This is a genomic window from Citrobacter sp. Cpo126, assembly GCF_030332445.1.
Classification (GTDB): domain Bacteria; phylum Pseudomonadota; class Gammaproteobacteria; order Enterobacterales; family Enterobacteriaceae; genus Citrobacter; species Citrobacter portucalensis.
The window spans coordinates 159,405-179,335 of record NZ_JAOWHT010000042.1 but is presented as its reverse complement, the minus strand read 5'-3'; the positions used below and the strand labels follow the sequence as shown (position 1 = coordinate 179,335).

General features: G+C 54.5%; 14 protein-coding genes. 4 read left to right on the top strand and 10 right to left on the bottom strand.

Annotated features, from left to right (window positions below):
* Positions 1–214: 214 nt before the first annotated feature.
* From iolB to OGY17_RS20085, 10 genes are all read right to left on the bottom strand, one after another.
* Positions 215–1,033 carry a 5-deoxy-glucuronate isomerase gene (iolB, locus tag OGY17_RS20130; RefSeq protein ID WP_286608150.1) on the bottom strand — a complete coding sequence of 273 codons (819 nt, stop codon included), beginning with the start codon at positions 1,031–1,033 and terminating at the stop codon, positions 215–217.
* A 9-nt stretch (positions 1,034–1,042) separates the two neighbouring features.
* Complete coding sequence (gene iolE / locus OGY17_RS20125) at positions 1,043–1,933, bottom strand: myo-inosose-2 dehydratase (protein ID WP_286608254.1); 891 nt, start codon at positions 1,931–1,933, stop codon at positions 1,043–1,045.
* A gap of 14 nt (positions 1,934–1,947) precedes the next feature.
* A complete protein-coding gene (locus tag OGY17_RS20120; protein WP_286608147.1) occupies positions 1,948–3,852 on the bottom strand; it encodes a bifunctional 5-dehydro-2-deoxygluconokinase/5-dehydro-2-deoxyphosphogluconate aldolase in 1,905 nt (634 codons plus the stop codon).
* A 12-nt stretch (positions 3,853–3,864) separates the two neighbouring features.
* The gene (locus tag OGY17_RS20115; protein WP_032944642.1) at positions 3,865–4,998 is read right to left on the bottom strand and encodes a Gfo/Idh/MocA family protein; all 1,134 of its coding nucleotides are present in this window, start codon (positions 4,996–4,998) and stop codon (positions 3,865–3,867) included.
* An 8-nt stretch (positions 4,999–5,006) separates the two neighbouring features.
* Positions 5,007–6,035: an ABC transporter permease gene (locus OGY17_RS20110; protein ID WP_003826102.1), complete on the bottom strand. Its 1,029-nt coding sequence runs from the start codon at positions 6,033–6,035 to the stop codon at positions 5,007–5,009.
* A gap of 11 nt (positions 6,036–6,046) precedes the next feature.
* A complete protein-coding gene (locus tag OGY17_RS20105; RefSeq protein WP_286608145.1) occupies positions 6,047–7,594 on the bottom strand; it encodes a sugar ABC transporter ATP-binding protein in 1,548 nt (515 codons plus the stop codon).
* Positions 7,595–7,647: 53 nt separating this feature from the next.
* The gene (locus OGY17_RS20100; protein ID WP_003839787.1) at positions 7,648–8,577 is read right to left on the bottom strand and encodes a sugar ABC transporter substrate-binding protein; all 930 of its coding nucleotides are present in this window, start codon (positions 8,575–8,577) and stop codon (positions 7,648–7,650) included.
* A gap of 38 nt (positions 8,578–8,615) precedes the next feature.
* Positions 8,616–9,602 carry an inositol 2-dehydrogenase gene (iolG, locus tag OGY17_RS20095; protein ID WP_284884430.1) on the bottom strand — a complete coding sequence of 329 codons (987 nt, stop codon included), beginning with the start codon at positions 9,600–9,602 and terminating at the stop codon, positions 8,616–8,618.
* Positions 9,603–9,945: 343 nt separating this feature from the next.
* Entirely contained in the window at positions 9,946–11,871 is a 1,926-nt protein-coding gene (iolD, locus tag OGY17_RS20090; RefSeq protein WP_286608143.1) for a 3D-(3,5/4)-trihydroxycyclohexane-1,2-dione acylhydrolase (decyclizing), read from the bottom strand.
* A gap of 11 nt (positions 11,872–11,882) precedes the next feature.
* Complete coding sequence (locus OGY17_RS20085; RefSeq protein WP_071444945.1) at positions 11,883–13,388, bottom strand: CoA-acylating methylmalonate-semialdehyde dehydrogenase; 1,506 nt, start codon at positions 13,386–13,388, stop codon at positions 11,883–11,885.
* Positions 13,389–13,681: 293 nt separating this feature from the next.
* Between OGY17_RS20085 and OGY17_RS20080 the strand changes: the two genes are divergently transcribed.
* The 4 genes from OGY17_RS20080 to OGY17_RS20065 all read left to right on the top strand — a co-directional run bounded on the left by OGY17_RS20080 (position 13,682) and on the right by OGY17_RS20065 (position 19,927).
* Entirely contained in the window at positions 13,682–14,536 is an 855-nt protein-coding gene (locus OGY17_RS20080) for a MurR/RpiR family transcriptional regulator (protein WP_137377542.1), read from the top strand.
* 244 nt (positions 14,537–14,780) lie between these two features.
* Positions 14,781–15,347: a Slp family lipoprotein gene (locus tag OGY17_RS20075; protein ID WP_003826090.1), complete on the top strand. Its 567-nt coding sequence runs from the start codon at positions 14,781–14,783 to the stop codon at positions 15,345–15,347.
* Between the two features lie 280 nt (positions 15,348–15,627).
* Positions 15,628–16,782, top strand: a complete 1,155-nt coding sequence (locus OGY17_RS20070; protein WP_032944652.1) for an efflux RND transporter periplasmic adaptor subunit — start codon at positions 15,628–15,630, stop codon at positions 16,780–16,782.
* Between the two features lie 28 nt (positions 16,783–16,810).
* Entirely contained in the window at positions 16,811–19,927 is a 3,117-nt protein-coding gene (locus OGY17_RS20065; RefSeq protein ID WP_048236596.1) for an efflux RND transporter permease subunit, read from the top strand.
* The last annotated feature ends 4 nt before the right edge of the window (positions 19,928–19,931 follow it).

The following is a 19,931-nucleotide window of genomic DNA, read 5'->3' as shown; positions in this document are numbered from 1 at the left end:
GGATATAAACAAAAGATAGCCGGGGTGTTTTCGAGAGCACCCCGGCTACTGCCATAACCTCAAATATATCGACGCTTGGATTATTCTCATGGCCAGGCGAGCTATGAGAATAATGAGCACTTAAATAGCGCCAACCGTCATCCCATTCTTCCCCCTTTTACTCATCAAAAGGAGGGAAAAAAACGACTCGCAGTTAAAAAAGCCATTCATGACCTTACTTATCAACCGGATAATCCCTGTTAATCCACACATGTTCATCTTCCCAGGTAAACATCCATTTGCGAACCGGGCCGGCCATCACGTTAAGGTAGTAACTGTCATATCCCGCCAGGGTTGCCACCGGGTGATACCCTTTCGGCACCATCACCACGTCGCGGTTATAGACTGCCATACACTCGTCAAGCGACCGGTCATCGGTGTAGACCCGTTGCATACAGAATCCCTGCGGCGGGTTGAGGCGATGGTAGTAAGTCTCCTCCAGATAGGTTTCCTGCGGGGGATTATCGGTGTCATGCTTATGGCTTGGGTAAGAACTGGTACAACCTTCGTTGGTCCACACCTCCACCACCAGCAGGCTATCAGCGGGTTTATCTTCCGGTAAGATGTTGTGCACGTAGCGCTGGTTGTGACCTTTGCCGCGGGCTTCCCCGTCGATATCCTTAGGTGCGATCAGCCGTGTTGGGTGCGTGCCTTTCCCCGGCGCAGCGCAGACTGCCAGCTCCAGTCTGGTCACCGCCTGAACCTGTATGGTTTCACCAGCAGTGACATAAACCGCCCACGGTTTGATGCGTTCGAACGGGCTCATCCGCTCACCGATATCCGTAAAAGTTGCGCCCGGCGTGGTAATGGTCGCGCGTCCGGCGACCAGTACCAGGCAGCGTTCTTCGCTGACGGCGGGCAGCGTAAGCTGCTGCCCTTCCTCCAGTTCATACGCTCTAAAGCCAACATATCCCCAACCGGCGCTTTCCGGTGTCACTGACTGCGTACACCCTTGCGCGTCCGGCTGCTGCCAGCGTGATAATAAACGTGACATATCACCTCCTCAGATAAGCCCGGCATCCCGCGCCAGACGGCTAAGGTTGTTATAGCCCAGACGCGCATACGTCAGCGGATGCGCGATGGCTGGATCCTGCTCCGCCTCCACCACCAGCCACCCCTGATACTGGTTCGCCTTCAGCAATGCCATGATTGGCGGATAGTCAACGCAGCCATCTCCCGGCACGGTAAAGACGCCGCTCAGCACCGCATCAAGGAAGCTGGTTTTGCGGTTTTTGACATCCGCCAGCACGTCGGCACGTACGTCTTTGCAGTGAACATGGTTGATACGTGATGCCCAGCGCTGCGCCACAGCCAACGGATCGGCACCCGCAAAGGTCAAATGCCCGGTGTCGAGCAACAAGCCGACTTCATCACCGGTATTCGTCATCAGATTATCCACATCTTCAGCAGATTCAATCACCGTTCCCATGTGGTGGTGATAGGCAATCTGTACTCCCTGCTGCTGGGTGTAGCGCGCAAACTCGGTGAGCTTTTCACCGTACTCTTGCCAGCGCTCTTGCGGGAAGCGCGGACGCAGATGTACCGGCGTCTGCTGCTCGCCGTGAATGCAGCCACTGACTTCGGCAAAGACCAGCACCTTCGCTCCCAGTTCGCGCAGTAACGTCAGGTGCGATTGCACAGCGGCAATCTCCTCCTCCACGCTGCGTTCCAGCAGACGTCCGGAGTACCAGCCGGAAACCAGTAGCAGGTCGTAGCGCTGCAAAATGGGGCCGAGCAGTCGCGCCTCGCGCGGGAATTTATTACCCAGTTCGAAACCAGCAAATCCAGCCTCTTTGCCCTCGCTCAGACACGTATCAAGCGACGTCTCAGCGCCCAGTGAAGGAAGATCGTCATTCGTCCATGTCAGTGGATTAATACCTAATTGTACCGTCATCATCTTCTCCTGAATTATGCTTGTCCGCGCTCGCGCCACCAGGCGATAAGCTGCAGGTAGTTATCTTTAATGCGCGCCACCAGCTGCGCATCGTCAATATCGTGTTTCAACCACGCGCGGGAAGCGTCGCCGAACAGCGTGCGTCCCACGGCAAATCCTTTCACCACCCCATGACCCGCAGCCGCTTTAAAATCAGCACGCAGTTGCTCTGCCGGAGCGTCCAGGCCCAGGATCACCACGCCACGGCAGTGCGGATCGCGCCGTTCGATAATGTCACTCAACGCTGTCCAACCAGCAGAAGCCAGCGGTGGGAGTTTCCACCAGTCGGGGTAGATCCCTAAGTTGTAGAAACGGGAAATGGCGCGCAAATACAGTTCATCACTGCGCGGCATACTGGCCGGTAAAATCACCTCCAGCAGCAGCTCATGACCGGACTGGCAACAGGCGCGGTACACCTCAGCGATTTTCTGTTCTTGTTCCAGACGCAACGCGTGGGCATCTTCCGGATGGAAAAAGACCAGACACTTCACCACATGTTCCTGCGGCCAACTAATGAGCTGCGAGCCTATATTGCCGTGTTCCATCTCCAGCGGGCGCGACCCCGGCAGTTCGATAGGGCGACCTATCCACCAGCCCTCTCCGGTTATCGCATTCAGCGCATCCTGACCAAACGTACCATCGCACAGCAGCCCGGCCTTGCCCTCCAGCCCGGCGCTGTTGGCCGCTTCACGGCTGGCCTGCAAAATAAGCTGTTTCAATGCAGGAATACGCTTCAAAGACGCGCCGCACTGCAACGCCATCTCTTCCAGTTGGCTACGGTGATCGAAGGCCATCACGCACAGTTCCGGCCATGTGCGGCGGCGAGTCGTCACGCGATGTAAATGGTTGAGATGCGGATCGAGATCCGGACGCGGAACCTCTGCAGCGCGGGAAAGATAATCATCAAGCTCAACTTTGCTCGGCATCGCCGGCGCACAGCCGTGACGTGATACCACCAGTGCGCCGCAGGCATTTGCATAGCGGCACGCCTGCTCCCACCCCTCATCGTTAAGATAGCCGCGCAGCAGGCCAGACATAAACGCATCCCCCGCCCCCAGCACGTTCAGCACCTCTACGCGCACGCCGGTGACCGTCAGACCATCGTCCAGCCGGGCCGGGATCGCGTCGGTATACACCGAACTGCCAAGCGCACCGCGCTTGCAGACCAGCGTCGCGTTACTCACGCCGCGAACCTGCGACAGCGCCTGCAGCGTATCGGTACTGCCGCCCGCAATATGAAACTCCTCCTCGGTGCCGACAATTACATCAAAAAGATGCAGCACCTCCTGCAACTGGCGGGTGACCTGATCGGCGGCGATAAAGCGTGTTTCGCCGTCGCCTAAGGAAGTAAGTCCCCACAGCACCGGGCGATAATCGATATCCAGCGCCGTACGCACGCCGTGACGCCGGGCGTAAGCGAGCGCCGTCAACACCGCCTCGCGGGTTTGCGGATGAGAAAGATGCGTCCCGGTGATGGCAAGACAACGAGCAGAAGCGATGTACTGTTCATCAACATCGCTGGCGGTAATCGCCATATCCGCGCAGTTATCACGGTAAAAAATCAGTGGGAAGGTGTCCCGGTCTTTAATGCCGAGTAGCACCAGCGCCGTCAGGCGGTCTTTATCAGTGATCAGATGGCTGGTATCGCAGCCTACCTGGTTTAATTCTTCACGCAGGAAACGCCCCATATGTTCGTCGCCAACCCGCGCCAGCATTGAAGAACGCAGTCCCTGGCGTGCCGTGCCGTAAGCCACGTTTCCAGACGAACCACCAAGATATTTGGCAAAGCTCGACACATCTTCCAGGCGCGCGCCAATTTGCTGACTGTAGAGGTCAACCGCCACGCGGCCCATGCATATCACATCAAACTGCTTTTCCACGTTGATACCTCTTCAGACAATGTCGTTCACGTTCAGCCAGCGGCCTTCCTGGTGCGAGAGTGCGATAGCGTCAAGCACGCGCGACACCTTCCAGCCCTCTTCAAAGTCCGGCCACATCGGTGCATCAGCGGCAATGCCGTCCACCAGGTCGCGTACTTCCACAGTTTTCTGGTCGTTAAAGCCGATACCATGCCCGGCTCCCATGCAAAACGCGCCGTAGTCCGGGTGCGCCGGGCCAACCAGTAAAGTGCGAAACCCCTGGCGGTTGACCGGATCGTCATGCAGATAGAGCTTCAGCTCAGCCATACGCTCCTGAGTAAAACTGATGGTTCCTTTGGTCCCGGTAATCACATACGACAACCCCATCTTGCGGCCACAGGCAACGCGCGAGGTTTCAATCACCCCTTGCGCACCGCCTGCAAAGCGCACCATCGCGTGGGCCTGATCTTCGTTCTCTACCGTCACCATTTGCGAGGAACCGACTTTCGCCGGACGCTGTGGCACCACGATCTTCAGGTCGCCGCAGACCTGCTGAATATCCCCAACCAGGTACTGCGCCATATTGACGATATGCGCCGCCAGATCGCCAAGCGCACCAAGTCCGGCGGTCTCTTTAAAACAATGCCAGTGGATCGGCGCAAGCGGATCGGCCATGTAGTCTTCGTTGTGGGTGCCGTAGAAATGGATCACCTCACCAATTTCTCCGCGCTCAATGATCTCTTTCGCAAGCTGCGCCGTTGGGTTCTTCATATAGTTGAACCCCACCAGCGTTTTCACTCCTGCCCGCTGTGCAGCCTCAACCATTTCACGCGCGTCGTGGGCGTTCAGCGCCAACGGCTTTTCCGAGTACACATGCTTGCCATGGCGAATCGCTTCCAGCGCCATCTCTTTGTGTAGATGATTAGGAGAACAGATATCCACGACATCAATGGCCGGGTCAGCCACCAGCGCACGCCAGTCTCCGGTTGAGCGATTGAAGCCAAACGCCTGCGCCCGCTCGGCGGCAAGCTCTGGAGAGACTTCCGCCACCATTTCGCGCACCAGCTTGCCGCGCAGGTTAAACACCGTCGGGGCCTGGGCATAGGCGATGGCATGCGCCTTCCCGATATACCCGGTGCCAATCAATCCAATACGAACTTCTTTCATCATGACCCTCACAATGCGCCGCGACGGCTCTTGGCGTAGGTATCGAACGCCACCGCCAGAACGATAATTAAGCCGGTAATAATTTGTTGGTAGTAAGCCGAGACGTTCATCAGCACCAGACCGTTAATCAGGATGCCCATGATGATCGAGCCGATAATGGTGCCGCCAATACGCCCGTAGCCGCCCATCAGTGAGGTACCGCCAATGACCACCGAGGCGATAACGCGTAGCTCAAACGAGATCCCGGCGACCGCTTCTGCACTGCCCAACCGTGCGCTGAGAATGAAGCCCGCCAGTCCTGCCAGACAGCCAATTAACACGTAGACGCTCACCAGCACGCGCTTCACGTTAACCCCTGCCAGACGCGCCGCCTCCGGGTTGCCGCCGATGGCGTACACGAAGCGCCCCCAGCGGGTTTTATGCAGCGCCAGATAACCGCCTACCGCCACCAGCGCGAATATCCAGATTGGAATGGAGATACCGAGCAGTTCGCCACGTCCCCACCAGCGGTATCCCGCGTCGAAACCGGCAATTGGCGCGCCGTCGTTAATCACCAGCGTCAGGCCGCGCCAGATCGTCATCCCGCCGAGGGTGACGATAAACGGCGGCAGACGCAGGCGGGTCACGCCGAGGCCATGCAGAAAACCAATCGCGGTGCCCATCGCCATACAGATACCAAGGCCAATCAGCCAGCTCATGCCGCCCCAGGCGTTCGGGTCGACGGTGGTGAAGTTGTCCCCTTTAATCACATACGCCGCGGTCATGGCGCACACTGCCAGAATAGAACCTACGGAGAGGTCGATCCCGGCGGTCAGAATGACAAACGTCATACCGACGGCCATGATCCCGTAGATGGAGACTTCGGTCAGAATGTTGAAAATATTGCGTTCAGAAAGAAAATTGCTGTTCTGTAACTGAAAGAAAATCAGCAGCAGGATCATGAAAATCAGTACCCCAAAGCGCTCAAAAAAGGCAATGGGATCAAGACGTCCGCCGCGTTTGGCTGGAACCTGCGTTTTAGAAATAATCTGCGTCATGAATCACTCCGTTATGCCGCATTCAGGGCGTTGTGGTTGATGGCCATCATCGTCATTAGCCGCTCTTCGTTGGCGTCGTCGCCGTGGATCTCGCCGGTCACCCGGCCTTCACTTAGCGTGATGATCCGATCGGAAACTGCCATGACTTCCGGCAGATCGGAGGAGATCACGATCACCGCTACGCCCTTTTTCGCCATATCAAACAGCACCTGATGGACTTCTGATTTGGTGCCAACATCGATGCCGCGCGTTGGTTCATCCACGATCAACACTCGCGGATTAAGCGCCATGCAGCGCGCGAGGATCACTTTTTGCTGGTTCCCACCGGAGAGCTTGCGCACCTCTTGCGCGCTGTTGACCATTTTGATCTGCAGCGCCTGGCGGTATGACTCGATCAGGGCATCCTCTTTGCGGGTATTCACGAACCAGCGCCAGTGCAGTAGTGACGAGAGGCTGGAGAGCGACAGGTTGTCGCGGATCGACAGCCCAAGCACCGCGCCCTCTTTTTTACGATCTTCCGGTACCAGCGCCAGCCCCTGATCCAGCGCAAACAGCGGATCGCGCGGCTGATATGGCACGCCATCAAGTTCAAAGCTGCCGGAAGTAAAACTGTCGGCGCCAAACAGGCAGCGGGCCACTTCGGTGCGCCCGGCACCCACCAGTCCGGCAATGCCTAACACTTCGCCAGCATGCACGTGGAAGTTAATGTCGTGCAGCGCGATACCATGCGGATCCAGCGGCGGTTTTTCGCGGCTAAGCCCCTTCACCGCCAGACGCACAGGTTTATCTTCATGGTGAGTTTCGCTGGCCGGACGGCGATTAAAGGCCACATCGCGCCCCACCATCAGGCGGATCAGCTGTTCTACGGTGGTCTGTGCAACTGCGCCATTCCCGGTGAATCGTCCATCCTGGAAAACAGTGAACTGGTCGCAGAGTTGAAAAACTTCATGCAGGCGATGGGTGACGTAGATAATGCTCACGCCACGCCCTTTAAGTTCCCGCACCACACGGTGTAGGCTTTCTACTTCGCTGTCGCTCAGCGCGGCGGAAGGTTCATCCATAATGATCAGCTTTGCGTTCAGCGTCAGCGCCCGCGCAATTTCCACCATTTGCTGCTGCGCCACGCTCAGTCGGGCCACGGCCGTGGTTGGCGCAACGTTCAGTTGCAGGTAATCCAGAATCACCTGCGCTTCCTGATTTACCGCCTTTTCGTCAACAATCAGATTGCGTTTACGCGGTTCGCGACCGAGGAACATATTCTCGGCGACGGTCATATTGGGCAGCAGATTAAATTCCTGATAAATCGTGATAATGCCCTTGTTCTGCCGCTCAACCGGAGAGTCTTCTACCGGCAATGTTTCGCCGTTGAACCAAATATCCCCGCGTGTTTGCGGCTGCGCGCCCGCCAGCGCTTTCAGCAGGGTCGATTTTCCGGCACCGTTCTCACCTAACAGCGCATGAATTTCGCCTGCTCCGACGGTCAGCTGTGCGCTGCTCAGCGCCCAAACGCCGGAAAAGCTTTTCGCCAGGTCGGTCACTTTCAGTAAGGGTTGCGACATCGGTCTGCTCCTCCTCATAGAGAGCCGCCACTTGCGCGGCGGCTGCGGACATATCAGTTACCGGCCTCACTAATACGCTCGGCCTGCTGCAGGTTCTCTTTGGTGATAAGCGTTGGCGGGTAGTCAGCCCCGGTGATCGCAGTCTTCTCACGGACGTTATTCACCAACTGGCTCATAGCCGTTTTCACCGCAAAGCCAGGACGCTGATCCGCCGTCACTGCCAGCCAGCCATCGCGCACACGCGCCAGTGCTTCCGGCACGGCATCGAAGCCCGTGACCAGAACTTCACCCGGTTTCAGTCCTTGTCCCTGTAACGCTTCAATCGCGCCCAACGCCATATCGTCGTTAGCGGAGAGGATCACCTGTGGACGCTTCGGCAACGAAGGCAGAACGCTTTCGACAATGCGCATCCCTTCAGAACGCATCCAGTTACCGGTCTGATCGGCAACGATCTTGTACTTTTCACCACCCGCCTTCAGGCTGTCGCGAATGCCTTTAGTACGTTCAATGTTGGAGGAGGAGCCTGGCTGGCCGGTCAGCAGAATAATGTCTGCCCCGTCAGGGAATTTGGTTTTGACAAAGTCGCCAATCGCCTGACCGCCCTTGTAGTTGTTCGCGCCGAAGTGCGGCACTTTTTTCTGGCTGTCAACAGAGCGGTCAAGGGTAACAACGGGCAGTTTCGCATCCTGAATTTCATCTACCGCGCTGGACACCGCGTTGACATCGTTCGGTGAAACAATAAAGCCCTGTGCGCCACGAGTTATGGCGTTTTCCAGGTCAGCGACCTGTTTTGGCGAGCTACCCTGCCCGTCCAGGACCTGTAAATTCACGCCCATCTCTTTTGCGGCTTTCACCGCCGTGCGCTGCATGTGAACTTCAAATGGCATCGCCAGGTTTGGCGTACTGAAAACAATTTGCTCATTTTCAGCAATGGCTGCCCCGGATGTCATGGCGATGAGGACAGCTAAGATCAGTTTTTTCATTATTATGTCTCTCTGTGTAGGGTAGGTTGTGGTGACAATCAGAGGAGAACTTCACGTTGGCTATGCAGTGACTCCAGCGCTTTATCCGCCAGATACAGCGCACGCTCGCCATCATCCCCGCTGCAATCAGGGGCCGCTTCGCCGCGCAGTACCGCAACAAAGTGTTCCCATTCCGCGGCATAGGCCGATTTATAACGCTGCAGGAAGAAATGTTCAGGTAACGCGCTGGTGCAGCCGGTCTTCGCGTAGTGCTGCACCTGATTTTCGAGAATGTTGCCCGCGCACAGCAGCCCTTCAGAGCCGTGCAGCTCAAGGCGCTGATCGTATCCGTAAGAAGAACGGCGGCTGTTGACGATGGTCGCCATCGCGCCGGAGGCATATTTCAGTACGATGAACGCGGTATCGATATCGCCCGCTTCGCCAATCGCCGGATCCACCAGATTGCTGCCCTGGGCATACACCGAAACCGGCTCCTCGCCCATGATAAAGCGCGCCATATCAAAATCGTGGATGGTCATATCACGGAACATGCCGCCGGACACACGCACGTATTCCGCAGGTGGCGGCGACGGGTCGCGGGAGATGATCAGCAGCGATTCCGGCTTTCCGATACGCCCGGCCAGTGCGTCAGTTTTCACACGGCGAAACTGTGGATCGAAGCGGCGGTTGAAACCGATAAACAACGGTACGTCGTACTCTTTGACCACTTTCAGGCAGTCGCGTACACGGGCCAGATCCAGGTGGACCGGCTTTTCACAGAAGATGGCTTTGCCGTGGCGGGCGGCCATTTCAATCAAATCCGCATGGGTATCGGTCGCGGAGGCAATCAGCACGGCGTGAACGTTAGGGTCCGTCATCGCCTCATCCAGGCTTTGCAAACGAGCCTGGTACTGTGTGGCAAGACGGGTGGCAAATTCCTGATTCGGGTCGACGACGGACCAGAGGGTAGTTGCACTGTGACTGGCAATGTTAGCTGCATGTACCTGGCCAATTCGGCCAGCGCCCAGTAAAGCAATGTTAAACATAACGGCTCCCGGTGTTGGTGAATGCGATGAACTAACGACCCCTTAAATAAAACATTTATTTCATTTTTATAAATAGTGAAAATTATGTTTTTGGGTGCAAGTTAACACTTTTGAGATGAGTGAGATAAAATCTGTTATCAATATCACAACATAACAACAGGGAAGATGCAGGAATTGGCCCCCTTCCGTTCAGGAAGGAGGCGATGGATGAAGAGAAAGGAAAAATGAAATGAAAATTTCGTTGTCGCAGGTTGCCGGATGACGGCGCTAACGACTTATCCGGACTGGGGGTGGAATCCGCTGCAGGCCGGATAAGCGCAGCGCCATCCGGCATTAATCGCTTTTAGTACTGACGTGCGTTTTTCACCTGCTCAAACGTCTGCTCAGCCGCTTTTCGCACCGACGGAGATTCTGCCACCTGCGCATCGCCAGTGCGCCACCAGGAGGCATAGTCGTGGGTCATGGTTTTCGGCAGGACTTTGATATCCAGCAGCACAGGTCCCGAATGCGCACGCGAGGCTTCCAGCGCCGCCAGCAGGCTTTGCTCGTCATGTACACGCCATGCCCGACAGCCGTAGCTTTCCGCGTTTTTAGCAAAATCGACCTTCACCAACGGCCCATCCAACCGTCCGGTTTGCGGATTACGGTGACGGTTTTCCGTACCGAAGCTCCCCATCCCATGCCCCATCTGCAGGTTGTTAATACACCCGAAGCTGGCGTTATCAAACAGCAGGATAGTGACTTTTATCCCCTCCTGGACGGCGGTTTGTAGTTCGGAATGCAGCATCATGTACGAGCCATCCCCCACCATGGCATATACCGGCTGCTGCGGCTTCGCCAGCCTGGCTCCAATAGCAGCCGCAATCTCATAGCCCATACAGGAGTAACCGTATTCCAGGTGATAGCTGTCCGGGGTTTTGACCTGCCAGATACGCTGTAAATCGCCAGGTAGCGATCCGGCGGCCCCTACGACGATAGCGTTATCTTCAATGTGCTGATTGATAAGCCCCAGCACCTTCGTCTGGGTCAACCGGGTGTTTAGCGTGTTGCCATATTCCGCCAGCTGAGCGTCAAGATGCCCAGCCACTTCGGGTTCGTCGTCGGGACGCCAGTCGCGCTCCCATAAACGTTGGCACTCATCGCGCCAGGCCTCTTGCGCCTTAGCGACCTCCTTCCCCCAATCGCTGCGGTAGTCTTTCAGTGTTTCGGTTAATGCCTTAAGCCCGGTACGGGCGTCGGCGATAAGCGCAGTGGCATCAAGCTTCAGTGCGTCAAACTCCGCCACGTTCAGCAGCAGGAACTCAACCTCCGGATGAGAAAACAGCGCTTTCGAACCGGTGGTAAAGTCTGTGAGGCGCGTACCAATGCCGATCACCAGATCGGCTTGCGGTGCGAGCTGATTCGCTGCCATCCCTCCAGTTACCCCAATGCCTCCGAGGTTAAGTGGGTGGTCACTAACCAGTGCTCCCTTTCCGGCCTGAGTTTCGGCAAACGGCAGTTGCAGCGTTTCAACAAACGTACGAAACGCCTCATGCGCGCCGGAATATCGTACCCCGCCGCCGCATACCACCAGCGGACGGCGTTTGCGGGCAATCAGCGCCCGCGCCATCGCCAGACGCTGCGGGTCGGGTGGTCGACGTTCGATCAAATGAACGCGGCGCGCAAAGAAGCTCTGCGGATAGTCCCAGGCTTCCCCCTGCACATCCTGTGGCAGGCAAATAGTTACGGCACCAGTATCTGCGGGGTCAGTAAGCGTTCGCATCGCGTTTAGCATCGCGCTCATTAACTGCTCCGGGCGGTTAATCCGGTCCCAGTAACGCGAGACCGGGCGGAAGCAGTCGTTGGTACTGATGCCAAGGTCATGGTATTGCTCAATTTGCTGCAATACCGGGTCCGGCTGACGACTGGCGTAGACATCGCCAGGCAACAGCAGCAGCGGAATACGGTTCGCCGTCGCGGTTGCCGCGGCGGTCACCATGTTTGCCGCTCCCGGCCCAACCGATGACGTCACGGCAAAAATACGCTGGCGCCGATGCTGTTTGGCGAATCCGGTCGCCATGTGCGCAATTCCCTGCTCATTACATCCCTGCATCACCTGCAAATGACCGGGTGCCTGCTCCAGCGCCTGGCCAATGCCAAGCACGTTACCGTGACCAAAGATGGTGGCGACGCCCTCGACAAAGGGCGTTTCCGCGCCATCGACACAGATATATTGTTGATTAAGGAATTTGACCAGCGCCTGAGCCATGGTCATACGTTCGGTTTGCATAAACCCTCCTGTCAGCCCAGCGTTGGCATGGAGAACGCGGCACCTGTGTCCTGCAGCATCTCCGGCCAGCGTGCGGTGACGGTTTTCATCCGGGTGTAGAAGCGCACGCCATCGTTACCATGAACGTTCAGCGCACCAAAAATAGACCGCTTCCAGCCGCCAAAACTGTGGAACGCCATCGGCACCGGAATTGGCACGTTTACGCCCACCATGCCCGCCTGCACTTCTTCGCAGAAGCGACGTGCACAGCCGCCGTCACGTGTGAAAATTGCCGTGCCATTACCATATTCATGACGGTTAATCAGTTCCACCGCGCTGCTGTAATCTGCTACGCGCACCACAGAAAGCACCGGTCCAAAAATCTCTTCTTTATAAATGGTCATCTCCGGCGTGACGTTATCAAACAGGGTCGGCCCGACAAAATAACCCTGCTCATGGCCTTTAACGCTAAAACGTCGACCATCCACGCGCAGGCTGGCCCCCTGCGATTCCCCACTGTCGATATAACCGAGCACTTTATTACGGTGTACCGAGGAGATAAGCGGCCCCATTTCATTTTCCGGTGTCTGATCAAGCCCCGGCCCGACACGCAGCGCCGCAATCTGTTTTTCCAGTCTCGAGCACAGCTCATCTGCCGTTTTATTCCCTACCGCCAGCACGACCGAAAGCGCCATGCAGCGTTCACCCGCCGCGCCGTAAGCGGCCCCCATAATGGCGTTGGTTGCCATATCCATGTCGGCATCCGGCATTAAAATGCAGTGATTTTTAGCGCCACCTAACGCCTGGCAACGCTTACCGTGGGCGGATGCCGTCTGATAAATGTATTCCGCAATCGGCGTAGAGCCGACAAAACTCACGGCCTGCACGCGCGGGTCAGTTAACAGCACGTCAACGGACTCTTTGTCCCCCTGCACGACGTTGAACACGCCGTCAGGCAATCCGGCTTCTTGCAGCAGTTTCGCCAGTGCCAGGGCGAGAGAAGGGTCTTTTTCTGAGGGTTTCAGCACGAAAGTATTCCCGGTTGCCAGCGCGATGGGGAACATCCACATCGGTACCATTGCCGGAAAGTTAAACGGCGTGATCCCGACGCAAACCCCGAGCGGTTGCATCAGCGAATGGCTATCGACGCCGGTCCCTACGTTGGCTGAGTGTTCGCCCTTTTGCAGATGTGGGATGCCACAGGCAAACTCCACCACTTCCAGGCCGCGGGTCAGCTCACCAACTGCGTCAGAGAATACCTTGCCATGCTCTTCGCTGATGATGCGAGCCAGCCTCTCCATGTTTTCTTCCAACAGCGCCTTAAAGCGGAACATCACTCGCGCACGTTTTAACGGAGAATGGCGCGCCCACCCGGGGAATGCGTCGTGCGCTGCCGCAATGGCCTGCTCGGTTTCCTGTGTAGTACTCATCACCACCTGGCGGATCTGTTCGCCGGTGGCCGGGTTGAAGATTGCCTGAACGCGCTGGCCTGAACCGGTGACACATTCGCCGTGGATAAAATTCGCTACTGTCTCCATCCTTAACCTCTCGCTGTTGATACGTGACTGTTACCTGAACACTGTTATCTGTGTACTATATATGAAACAAACATTCCATTTTAAGTTGAAATAAAATAAATAATGATTAATGTGATCAAGGATGGGTTTTTATGTTAACAAGCGGAATCGCATGATTAGCGTGCACTGGCATAACGTTTCAGCGGACGACAAGCCTGAAGCTTTTGTTTCGTTTTTACAGCCAGATGAATGAGTGACATTTCAAAGACGCGGTTTTGCGTTTAGAATCATAAAACTATGTACCAGGAGGTAAAATGACAACAGCAACCAGCCTGAACGAGCTGCAGCAGCAAATCCGCGATCGCTACGATAGCCTGAGTAAGAGGCTGCAGCAGGTGTCCCGCTATGTGCTGGATAATACCAATAGCGTGGCCTTTGATACGGTTGCCGTCATTGCTGAACGTGCCGGAGTGCCCCCCTCTACGCTGATCCGCTTCGCCAACGCCTTTGACTTCACCGGCTTCAACGAAATGAAACAGCTGTTTCGTATGAACCTGGTAGAGGAAACCGCCAGCTACAGCGACCGCGCGCGCATGTTCCGTGAGATGGAAAGCGAAGCCGTACCGGAAACCCCGCTCGATATCCTGCAGGAGTTCGCCCGTTCGAATACCCAGGCGCTCCAGCAGCTGGCAGCCCGTGCCGAACCTGAAATGCTGGAACGCGCCGTACAATTGCTGGCAGAAGCCGACACCATTTACATTGCAGGTCTGCGTCGTTCGTTTAGCGTAGCGGCCTATCTCACCTACGCCCTGAGCCATCTTGAGTGTCGTCCTATTTTGCTCGACGGAATGGGCGGAATGCTGCGCGAGCAGATTAACCGCATCAAAGCGCAGGATATCGTGGTGTCGATTAGCTTCTCGCCTTATGCGGAAGAAACGCTGATGGTCAGCGAAACTGCGGCCAATGCCGGCGCGCGCCAGATCGTGATTACCGACAGCCAGATAAGCCCGCTGGCCACGTTCAGCGATCTCTGCTTTGTGGTGAAAGAGGCGCAGGTTGACGCGTTTCGATCCCAGTCTGCGACGCTGTGCCTGGTGCAGTCGCTAGTGGTGGCGCTGGCTTACCGTCTGGGTGACGGGAGTAATGAAAACGGTCATTCTGTCGGGTGATGAGCACCTCAAAAATTGACGATCCGCTTTATTACATTCCCGCCAGCGTTACGTGAAACCGTGATGCCAGCCGTTACTTTTATGGTCGTTGAAAATATCGCCCTCATTCAGCGACCAGATAAAATACAATCCGTTATTACCATAAGCTACAATTATATTAATATTAGATAATCAACAATGCGCATGCTGACAATAATACGCAAAGGTTTACTATAGACCTGTCTTTTTTAAGCAGGAAAGTAAAATGAAAAATACAAAAGGGTTGATGATTATTGCCCTTGCTTTCACCCTGGCATCATGTGCTTCCATTCCTGAGAATATCAAAGGTAATAATCAACCCGATATCCAAAAAAACTTTATCTCCGTGCATAACCAGCCCGGTTTATATACCGGTCAACAGGCTCGCTTTGGTGGTAAAGTCATCAATGTGATTAACACCAAAAATGATACGTTGCTGGAAATCGCCGTTTTGCCACTGAACGACTCTGCTAAGCCACAAATAGACGCGAGCTATCAGGGACGTATTCTTGCCCAGCAGAAAGGTTTCCTCGATCCGGTAAACTACAGAAACCATTTCGTGACCATTTTGGGAACAATTCAAGGAGATGAGTCAGGATTCATCAACAAAGTCCCGTACAACTTTGTTAAAGTTGATTTACAAGGAATCCAGGTTTGGCATTTAACTGAGTCTGTCAACACCACCTATAACATGTGGGATTATGGTTACGGCGCATTCTGGCCTGAGCCGATGTGGGGAGCGCCTTACTACGCCAATACAGTCACTCAGGTAACTCCGGAGCTAGTGAAATAATCCCAGAGGTAAGATGGCGTGACTATATTCCGGAGTCAGGTGTTGGCAAACACCCCTTCTCATCACCCCGCGTTTATCTTATTGCGCCATCCTGCTTCATGAGATCCTTCGCTTAACATGCATTCTTCCTGTTACATATAATTTTTAACCGCTAATTCTTTAGCGAAGAAATGGGCTTTACCCTTCTCATGCCTGACCATCTTTTGTTATTTACCGACAACTCCCCCACCCTGCATGCAATAAAAGAACATTTGTGTTTATACATTATTCAGGGATTACTATGAACAGAAAATGCTTACTGTTGATACCATTATTCTTTAGTAGCGTCATCATCACCGCCTGCGATAATAAACCTGCAGTAAAAACCGCCATGGAGCCCGAGGTCGGCGTTGTTACCTTAGCGCCCTCCTCAGTAAATATTAAAAGTGAACTTCCGGGTCGAGCGCTTGCGTTCGAGATCGCCGAAATCCGCCCTCAGGTTGGTGGGATCATCATAAAACGCAACTTTGTTGAAGGCGATAAAGTCAGCAAAGGAGAATCACTGTATCAAATTGATCCTGCCCCGCTGCAGGCACGACTGGACTCAGCCAAAGGCGCGTTGGCAAAGGCACAAGCTACCGCCAATAATGTTCGTCTGACACTCAATCGGCAGTCAGCGTTAATAAAATCTAATTACGTCAGCCGCCAGGACTATGACACGACGCGTTCACAGCTTAATGAAGCGCAAGCCAATGTTGCCGTCGCTAAAGCGGATCTTGAACAAGCCACCATCAATCTTCGATACGCCAATGTTACCTCGCCCATTGATGGCATTAGCGGCAAATCTTCCGTGACCGTGGGTGCCCTGGTTACTGCCAATCAGGAAAACGCGCTGGTCACCGTTCAGAGATTAGATCCGATTTATGTTGATTTAACCCAATCAGTACAGGACTTCTTACGCCTGAAAGAAGAGAAAGCCAACGGCCAAATCGCCCAGCAACAAGGCAAAATTCCGGTTGAACTGATGCTGGAAAACGGCAAGCCCTATCGCCATACCGGTACGCTTGAGTTTTCCGATCCCGCTGTTGATGAGACCACCGGTTCGGTAACCCTGCGCGCCGTATTTCCCAATCCTGAAGGTGAAATTTTACCCGGTATGTATGTCACGGCGTTGCTGGACGAAGGCAGTCAACAAAACGTGTTGATGGTCCCCCAGCAAGGAATTACGCATAACGAGCAAGGAAAAGCCACCGCGCTGATCCTTGACCAGGAAAACGTAGTGCAACTGCGTGAAATAAACGCAGTGAAGGCCGTTGGTAATCAATGGTTAGTGACCGCGGGATTACATCCTGGCGATCGGGTCATTGTGTCCGGATTACAAAGAATTCATCCGGGAATCAAAGCCCGGGTCCTCCCTTCAAAACTGAACACACCTGACACGGTAGCTGAACAGTAATATTTCAGGCATTAAGGACACTTTCTTCATGGCCAACTTTTTTATTGAGCGCCCGGTTTTCGCCTGGGTGCTCGCTATTATCATGATGTTTACGGGCGGTATCGCGATAATGAACCTGCCTGTCGCCCAATATCCACAAATTGCGCCCCCAACCATTACCATCAGCGCTGCCTACCCAGGGGCTGACGCAAAGACCGTTGAAGACTCCGTCACCCAGGTGATTGAACAGAATATGAATGGTCTTGATGGCCTGATGTATATGTCATCCACCAGCGATGCGGCAGGTAATGCCTCGATTATCCTGACCTTCAAAACGGGTACGTCACCCGATATTGCGCAGGTTCAGGTACAGAATAAACTACAGCTGGCGATGCCTTCCTTGCCACAGGAAGTACAACAGCAAGGGATCAGCGTTGATAAATCCAGCAGCAATATATTAATGGTCGCCGGTTTTATCTCTGATAATAACAGCCTGAGCCAATATGATATTGCCGACTATGTGGCCTCGAACATTAAAGATCCGCTAAGCCGCACTGCCGGGGTGGGGAGCGTGCAGTTATTCGGTTCGCAATACGCCATGCGCATCTGGTTGGATCCACAAAAGCTCGACAAGTATAACCTCACTCCCGAGGACGTCATTACCCAGCTCAAAGTGCAGAATAATCAGATATCTGGCGGGCAGTTGGGGGGCATGCCTCAGTCAGCCGATCAGCAGTTAAATGCGTCGATAATCGTCCAGACGCGTCTGCAAACGACCGATGAATTTGGCAAGATCTTCCTTAAAGTTCAGCAAGATGGTTCTCAGGTTCTGCTGCGCGATGTCGCGCGCATTGAGCTGGGTGCAGAAAATTATGCAACGGTTGCACGTTACAACGGCAAACCCGCCGCCGGGATTGCGATTAAACTTGCCGCTGGTGCCAATGCCCTGGCAACGTCCCAGGCGGTCAAACAAGAGCTGAACAGATTATCGGCCTGGTTTCCGGCCAGTATGAAAACCGTTTATCCCTATGACACCACGCCGTTTATCGAGATTTCGATTCAGGGTGTTTTTCATACTTTGATCGAGGCAATCATTCTGGTATTCCTCGTCATGTATCTGTTTTTGCAGAGTTTCCGTGCGACGCTTATCCCCACTATCGCCGTTCCGGTGGTTATCCTCGGAACCTTTGCAATACTCGACGTCGCCGGTTTTTCGATTAACACGCTCACGATGTTTGGCATGGTGCTGGCGATAGGGCTGTTAGTCGATGATGCCATCGTGGTGGTTGAGAACGTAGAACGTATTATTGCCGAAGAGCACTTGTCACCAAAAGCGGCGACGCATAAAGCGATGGGTCAGCTCCAGAGAGCACTGGTCGGTATTGCCGTCGTCTTATCCGCCGTGTTTATGCCAATGGCATTTATGAGCGGGGCAACGGGTGAAATTTTCCGTCAGTTTTCCATCACCTTGATCTCCTCCATGCTGCTGTCGGTATTTGTGGCAATGAGCCTGACGCCTGCACTTTGCGCTATGTTGTTGAAATCCCACGAAGGAGAAAAGGAAAACACACATTTTCTGTTTACCCGTTTCAATCACTTCATGGAGAAATGCACTCAGCACTACACGGACAGCACCCGTAGACTGCTACGTCGCACAGGCCGTTATATGGTCGTCTATTTAGTCATTGGCGCGGGCATGATTGTGCTGTTTTTACGCACTCCGACCTCGTTTCTGCCTGAAGAAGATCAGGGGGTATTCATGACCACGGCACAATTGCCTTCGGGTTCAACGATGGTGAACACCAGTAAAGTGCTCGGGGAAATAACCGACTACTACCTGACGAAAGAGCAGAAAAACGTTGCTTCCGTTTTCACCGTCGGCGGATTTGGTTTCAGCGGCCAGGGACAAAACAACGGTCTGGCGTTTATCAGCCTGAAGCCCTGGTCAGAACGCGTTGGCGAAGAAAACTCGGTTACCGCCATTATTCGACGGGCCATGATGGCCTTAAGCACCATCAATAATGCCGTCGTTTATCCGTTCAATTTACCGGCGGTCGCAGAATTGGGCACCGCATCAGGGTTTGATATGGAGCTGCTGGATAACGGTAATCTTGGGCATGAAAAAATGATGCAGGCGCGGAACCAGCTTCTGGCTTTGGCCAACCAGTCATCCGGTGAGGTCGACGGGGTGCGTCCGAACGGTCTGGAAGATACACCGATGTTCCGCATTCACGTCAACGCCAAAAAGGCTGAAGCTATGGGCGTTGCGTTATCGGATATTAATCAGACCATCTCCACCGCGTTTGGTAGTCGCTATGTCAATGATTTCCTGAACCAGGGGCGCGTAAAAAAAGTGTATGTCCAGGCCGATACGCCGTTCCGTATGTTGCCGGACAATATCAACCACTGGTACGTACGTAACGCCTCCGGTTCCATGACCCCGCTTTCCGCCTACTCATCCACCGAGTGGACCTACGGTTCTCCTCGCCTTGAACGCTACAACGGTCAACCAGCAATGGAAATTCTGGGCCAGCCGGTTGAAGGGAAAAGCAGCGGTGATGCGATGAAATTTATGGCATCGCTGATTAATAAACTGCCCGCAGGCGTCGGCTATGCCTGGACCGGTCTGTCTTATCAGGAGGCGCTATCCACAAACCAGGCACCAATGCTGTACGGCATTTCGCTGATCGTCGTGTTTCTGGCGCTGGCGGCTCTGTATGAAAGCTGGTCGATCCCGTTCTCGGTGATGCTGGTTGTGCCAATCGGGGTGGTCGGCGCTTTGCTGGCTACCGATCTGCGCGGCCTGAGCAATGATGTTTATTTCCAGGTCGGCCTGCTCACCACCATGGGGCTGTCGGCTAAAAACGCCATTCTGATCGTCGAGTTTGCCGTCGAGATTATGCAGAAAGAAGGGAAAACGCCGCTTGAAGCCGCAGTGGAAGCCGCGCAAATGCGCTTACGTCCAATTCTGATGACCTCACTGGCCTTCATCCTGGGGGTTATTCCACTGGCAATAAGCAACGGCGCGGGCTCTGGTGCGCAAAATGCCGTCGGTACGGGGGTTATCGGTGGGATGCTGGCCGCGACGGTACTGGCAATCTATTTTGTTCCAGTGTTCTTTGTCCTCGTTGAAAATACGTTAGCGCGATTTAAAGCTCGACGCTGATCCC

Coding starts and splice junctions, on each gene's coding strand:
- iolB (WP_286608150.1), bottom strand. CDS start 1,033: ATGTCACGTTTATTATCACGCTGGCAGCAGCCGGACGCGCAAGGGTGT.
- iolE (WP_286608254.1), bottom strand. CDS start 1,933: ATGACGGTACAATTAGGTATTAATCCACTGACATGGACGAATGACGAT.
- OGY17_RS20115 (WP_032944642.1), bottom strand. CDS start 4,998: ATGAAAGAAGTTCGTATTGGATTGATTGGCACCGGGTATATCGGGAAG.
- OGY17_RS20110 (WP_003826102.1), bottom strand. CDS start 6,035: ATGACGCAGATTATTTCTAAAACGCAGGTTCCAGCCAAACGCGGCGGA.
- OGY17_RS20105 (WP_286608145.1), bottom strand. CDS start 7,594: ATGTCGCAACCCTTACTGAAAGTGACCGACCTGGCGAAAAGCTTTTCC.
- OGY17_RS20100 (WP_003839787.1), bottom strand. CDS start 8,577: ATGAAAAAACTGATCTTAGCTGTCCTCATCGCCATGACATCCGGGGCA.
- iolG (WP_284884430.1), bottom strand. CDS start 9,602: ATGTTTAACATTGCTTTACTGGGCGCTGGCCGAATTGGCCAGGTACAT.
- iolD (WP_286608143.1), bottom strand. CDS start 11,871: ATGCAAACCGAACGTATGACCATGGCTCAGGCGCTGGTCAAATTCCTT.
- OGY17_RS20085 (WP_071444945.1), bottom strand. CDS start 13,388: ATGGAGACAGTAGCGAATTTTATCCACGGCGAATGTGTCACCGGTTCA.
- OGY17_RS20080 (WP_137377542.1), top strand. CDS start 13,682: ATGACAACAGCAACCAGCCTGAACGAGCTGCAGCAGCAAATCCGCGAT.
- OGY17_RS20075 (WP_003826090.1), top strand. CDS start 14,781: ATGAAAAATACAAAAGGGTTGATGATTATTGCCCTTGCTTTCACCCTG.
- OGY17_RS20070 (WP_032944652.1), top strand. CDS start 15,628: ATGAACAGAAAATGCTTACTGTTGATACCATTATTCTTTAGTAGCGTC.
- OGY17_RS20065 (WP_048236596.1), top strand. CDS start 16,811: ATGGCCAACTTTTTTATTGAGCGCCCGGTTTTCGCCTGGGTGCTCGCT.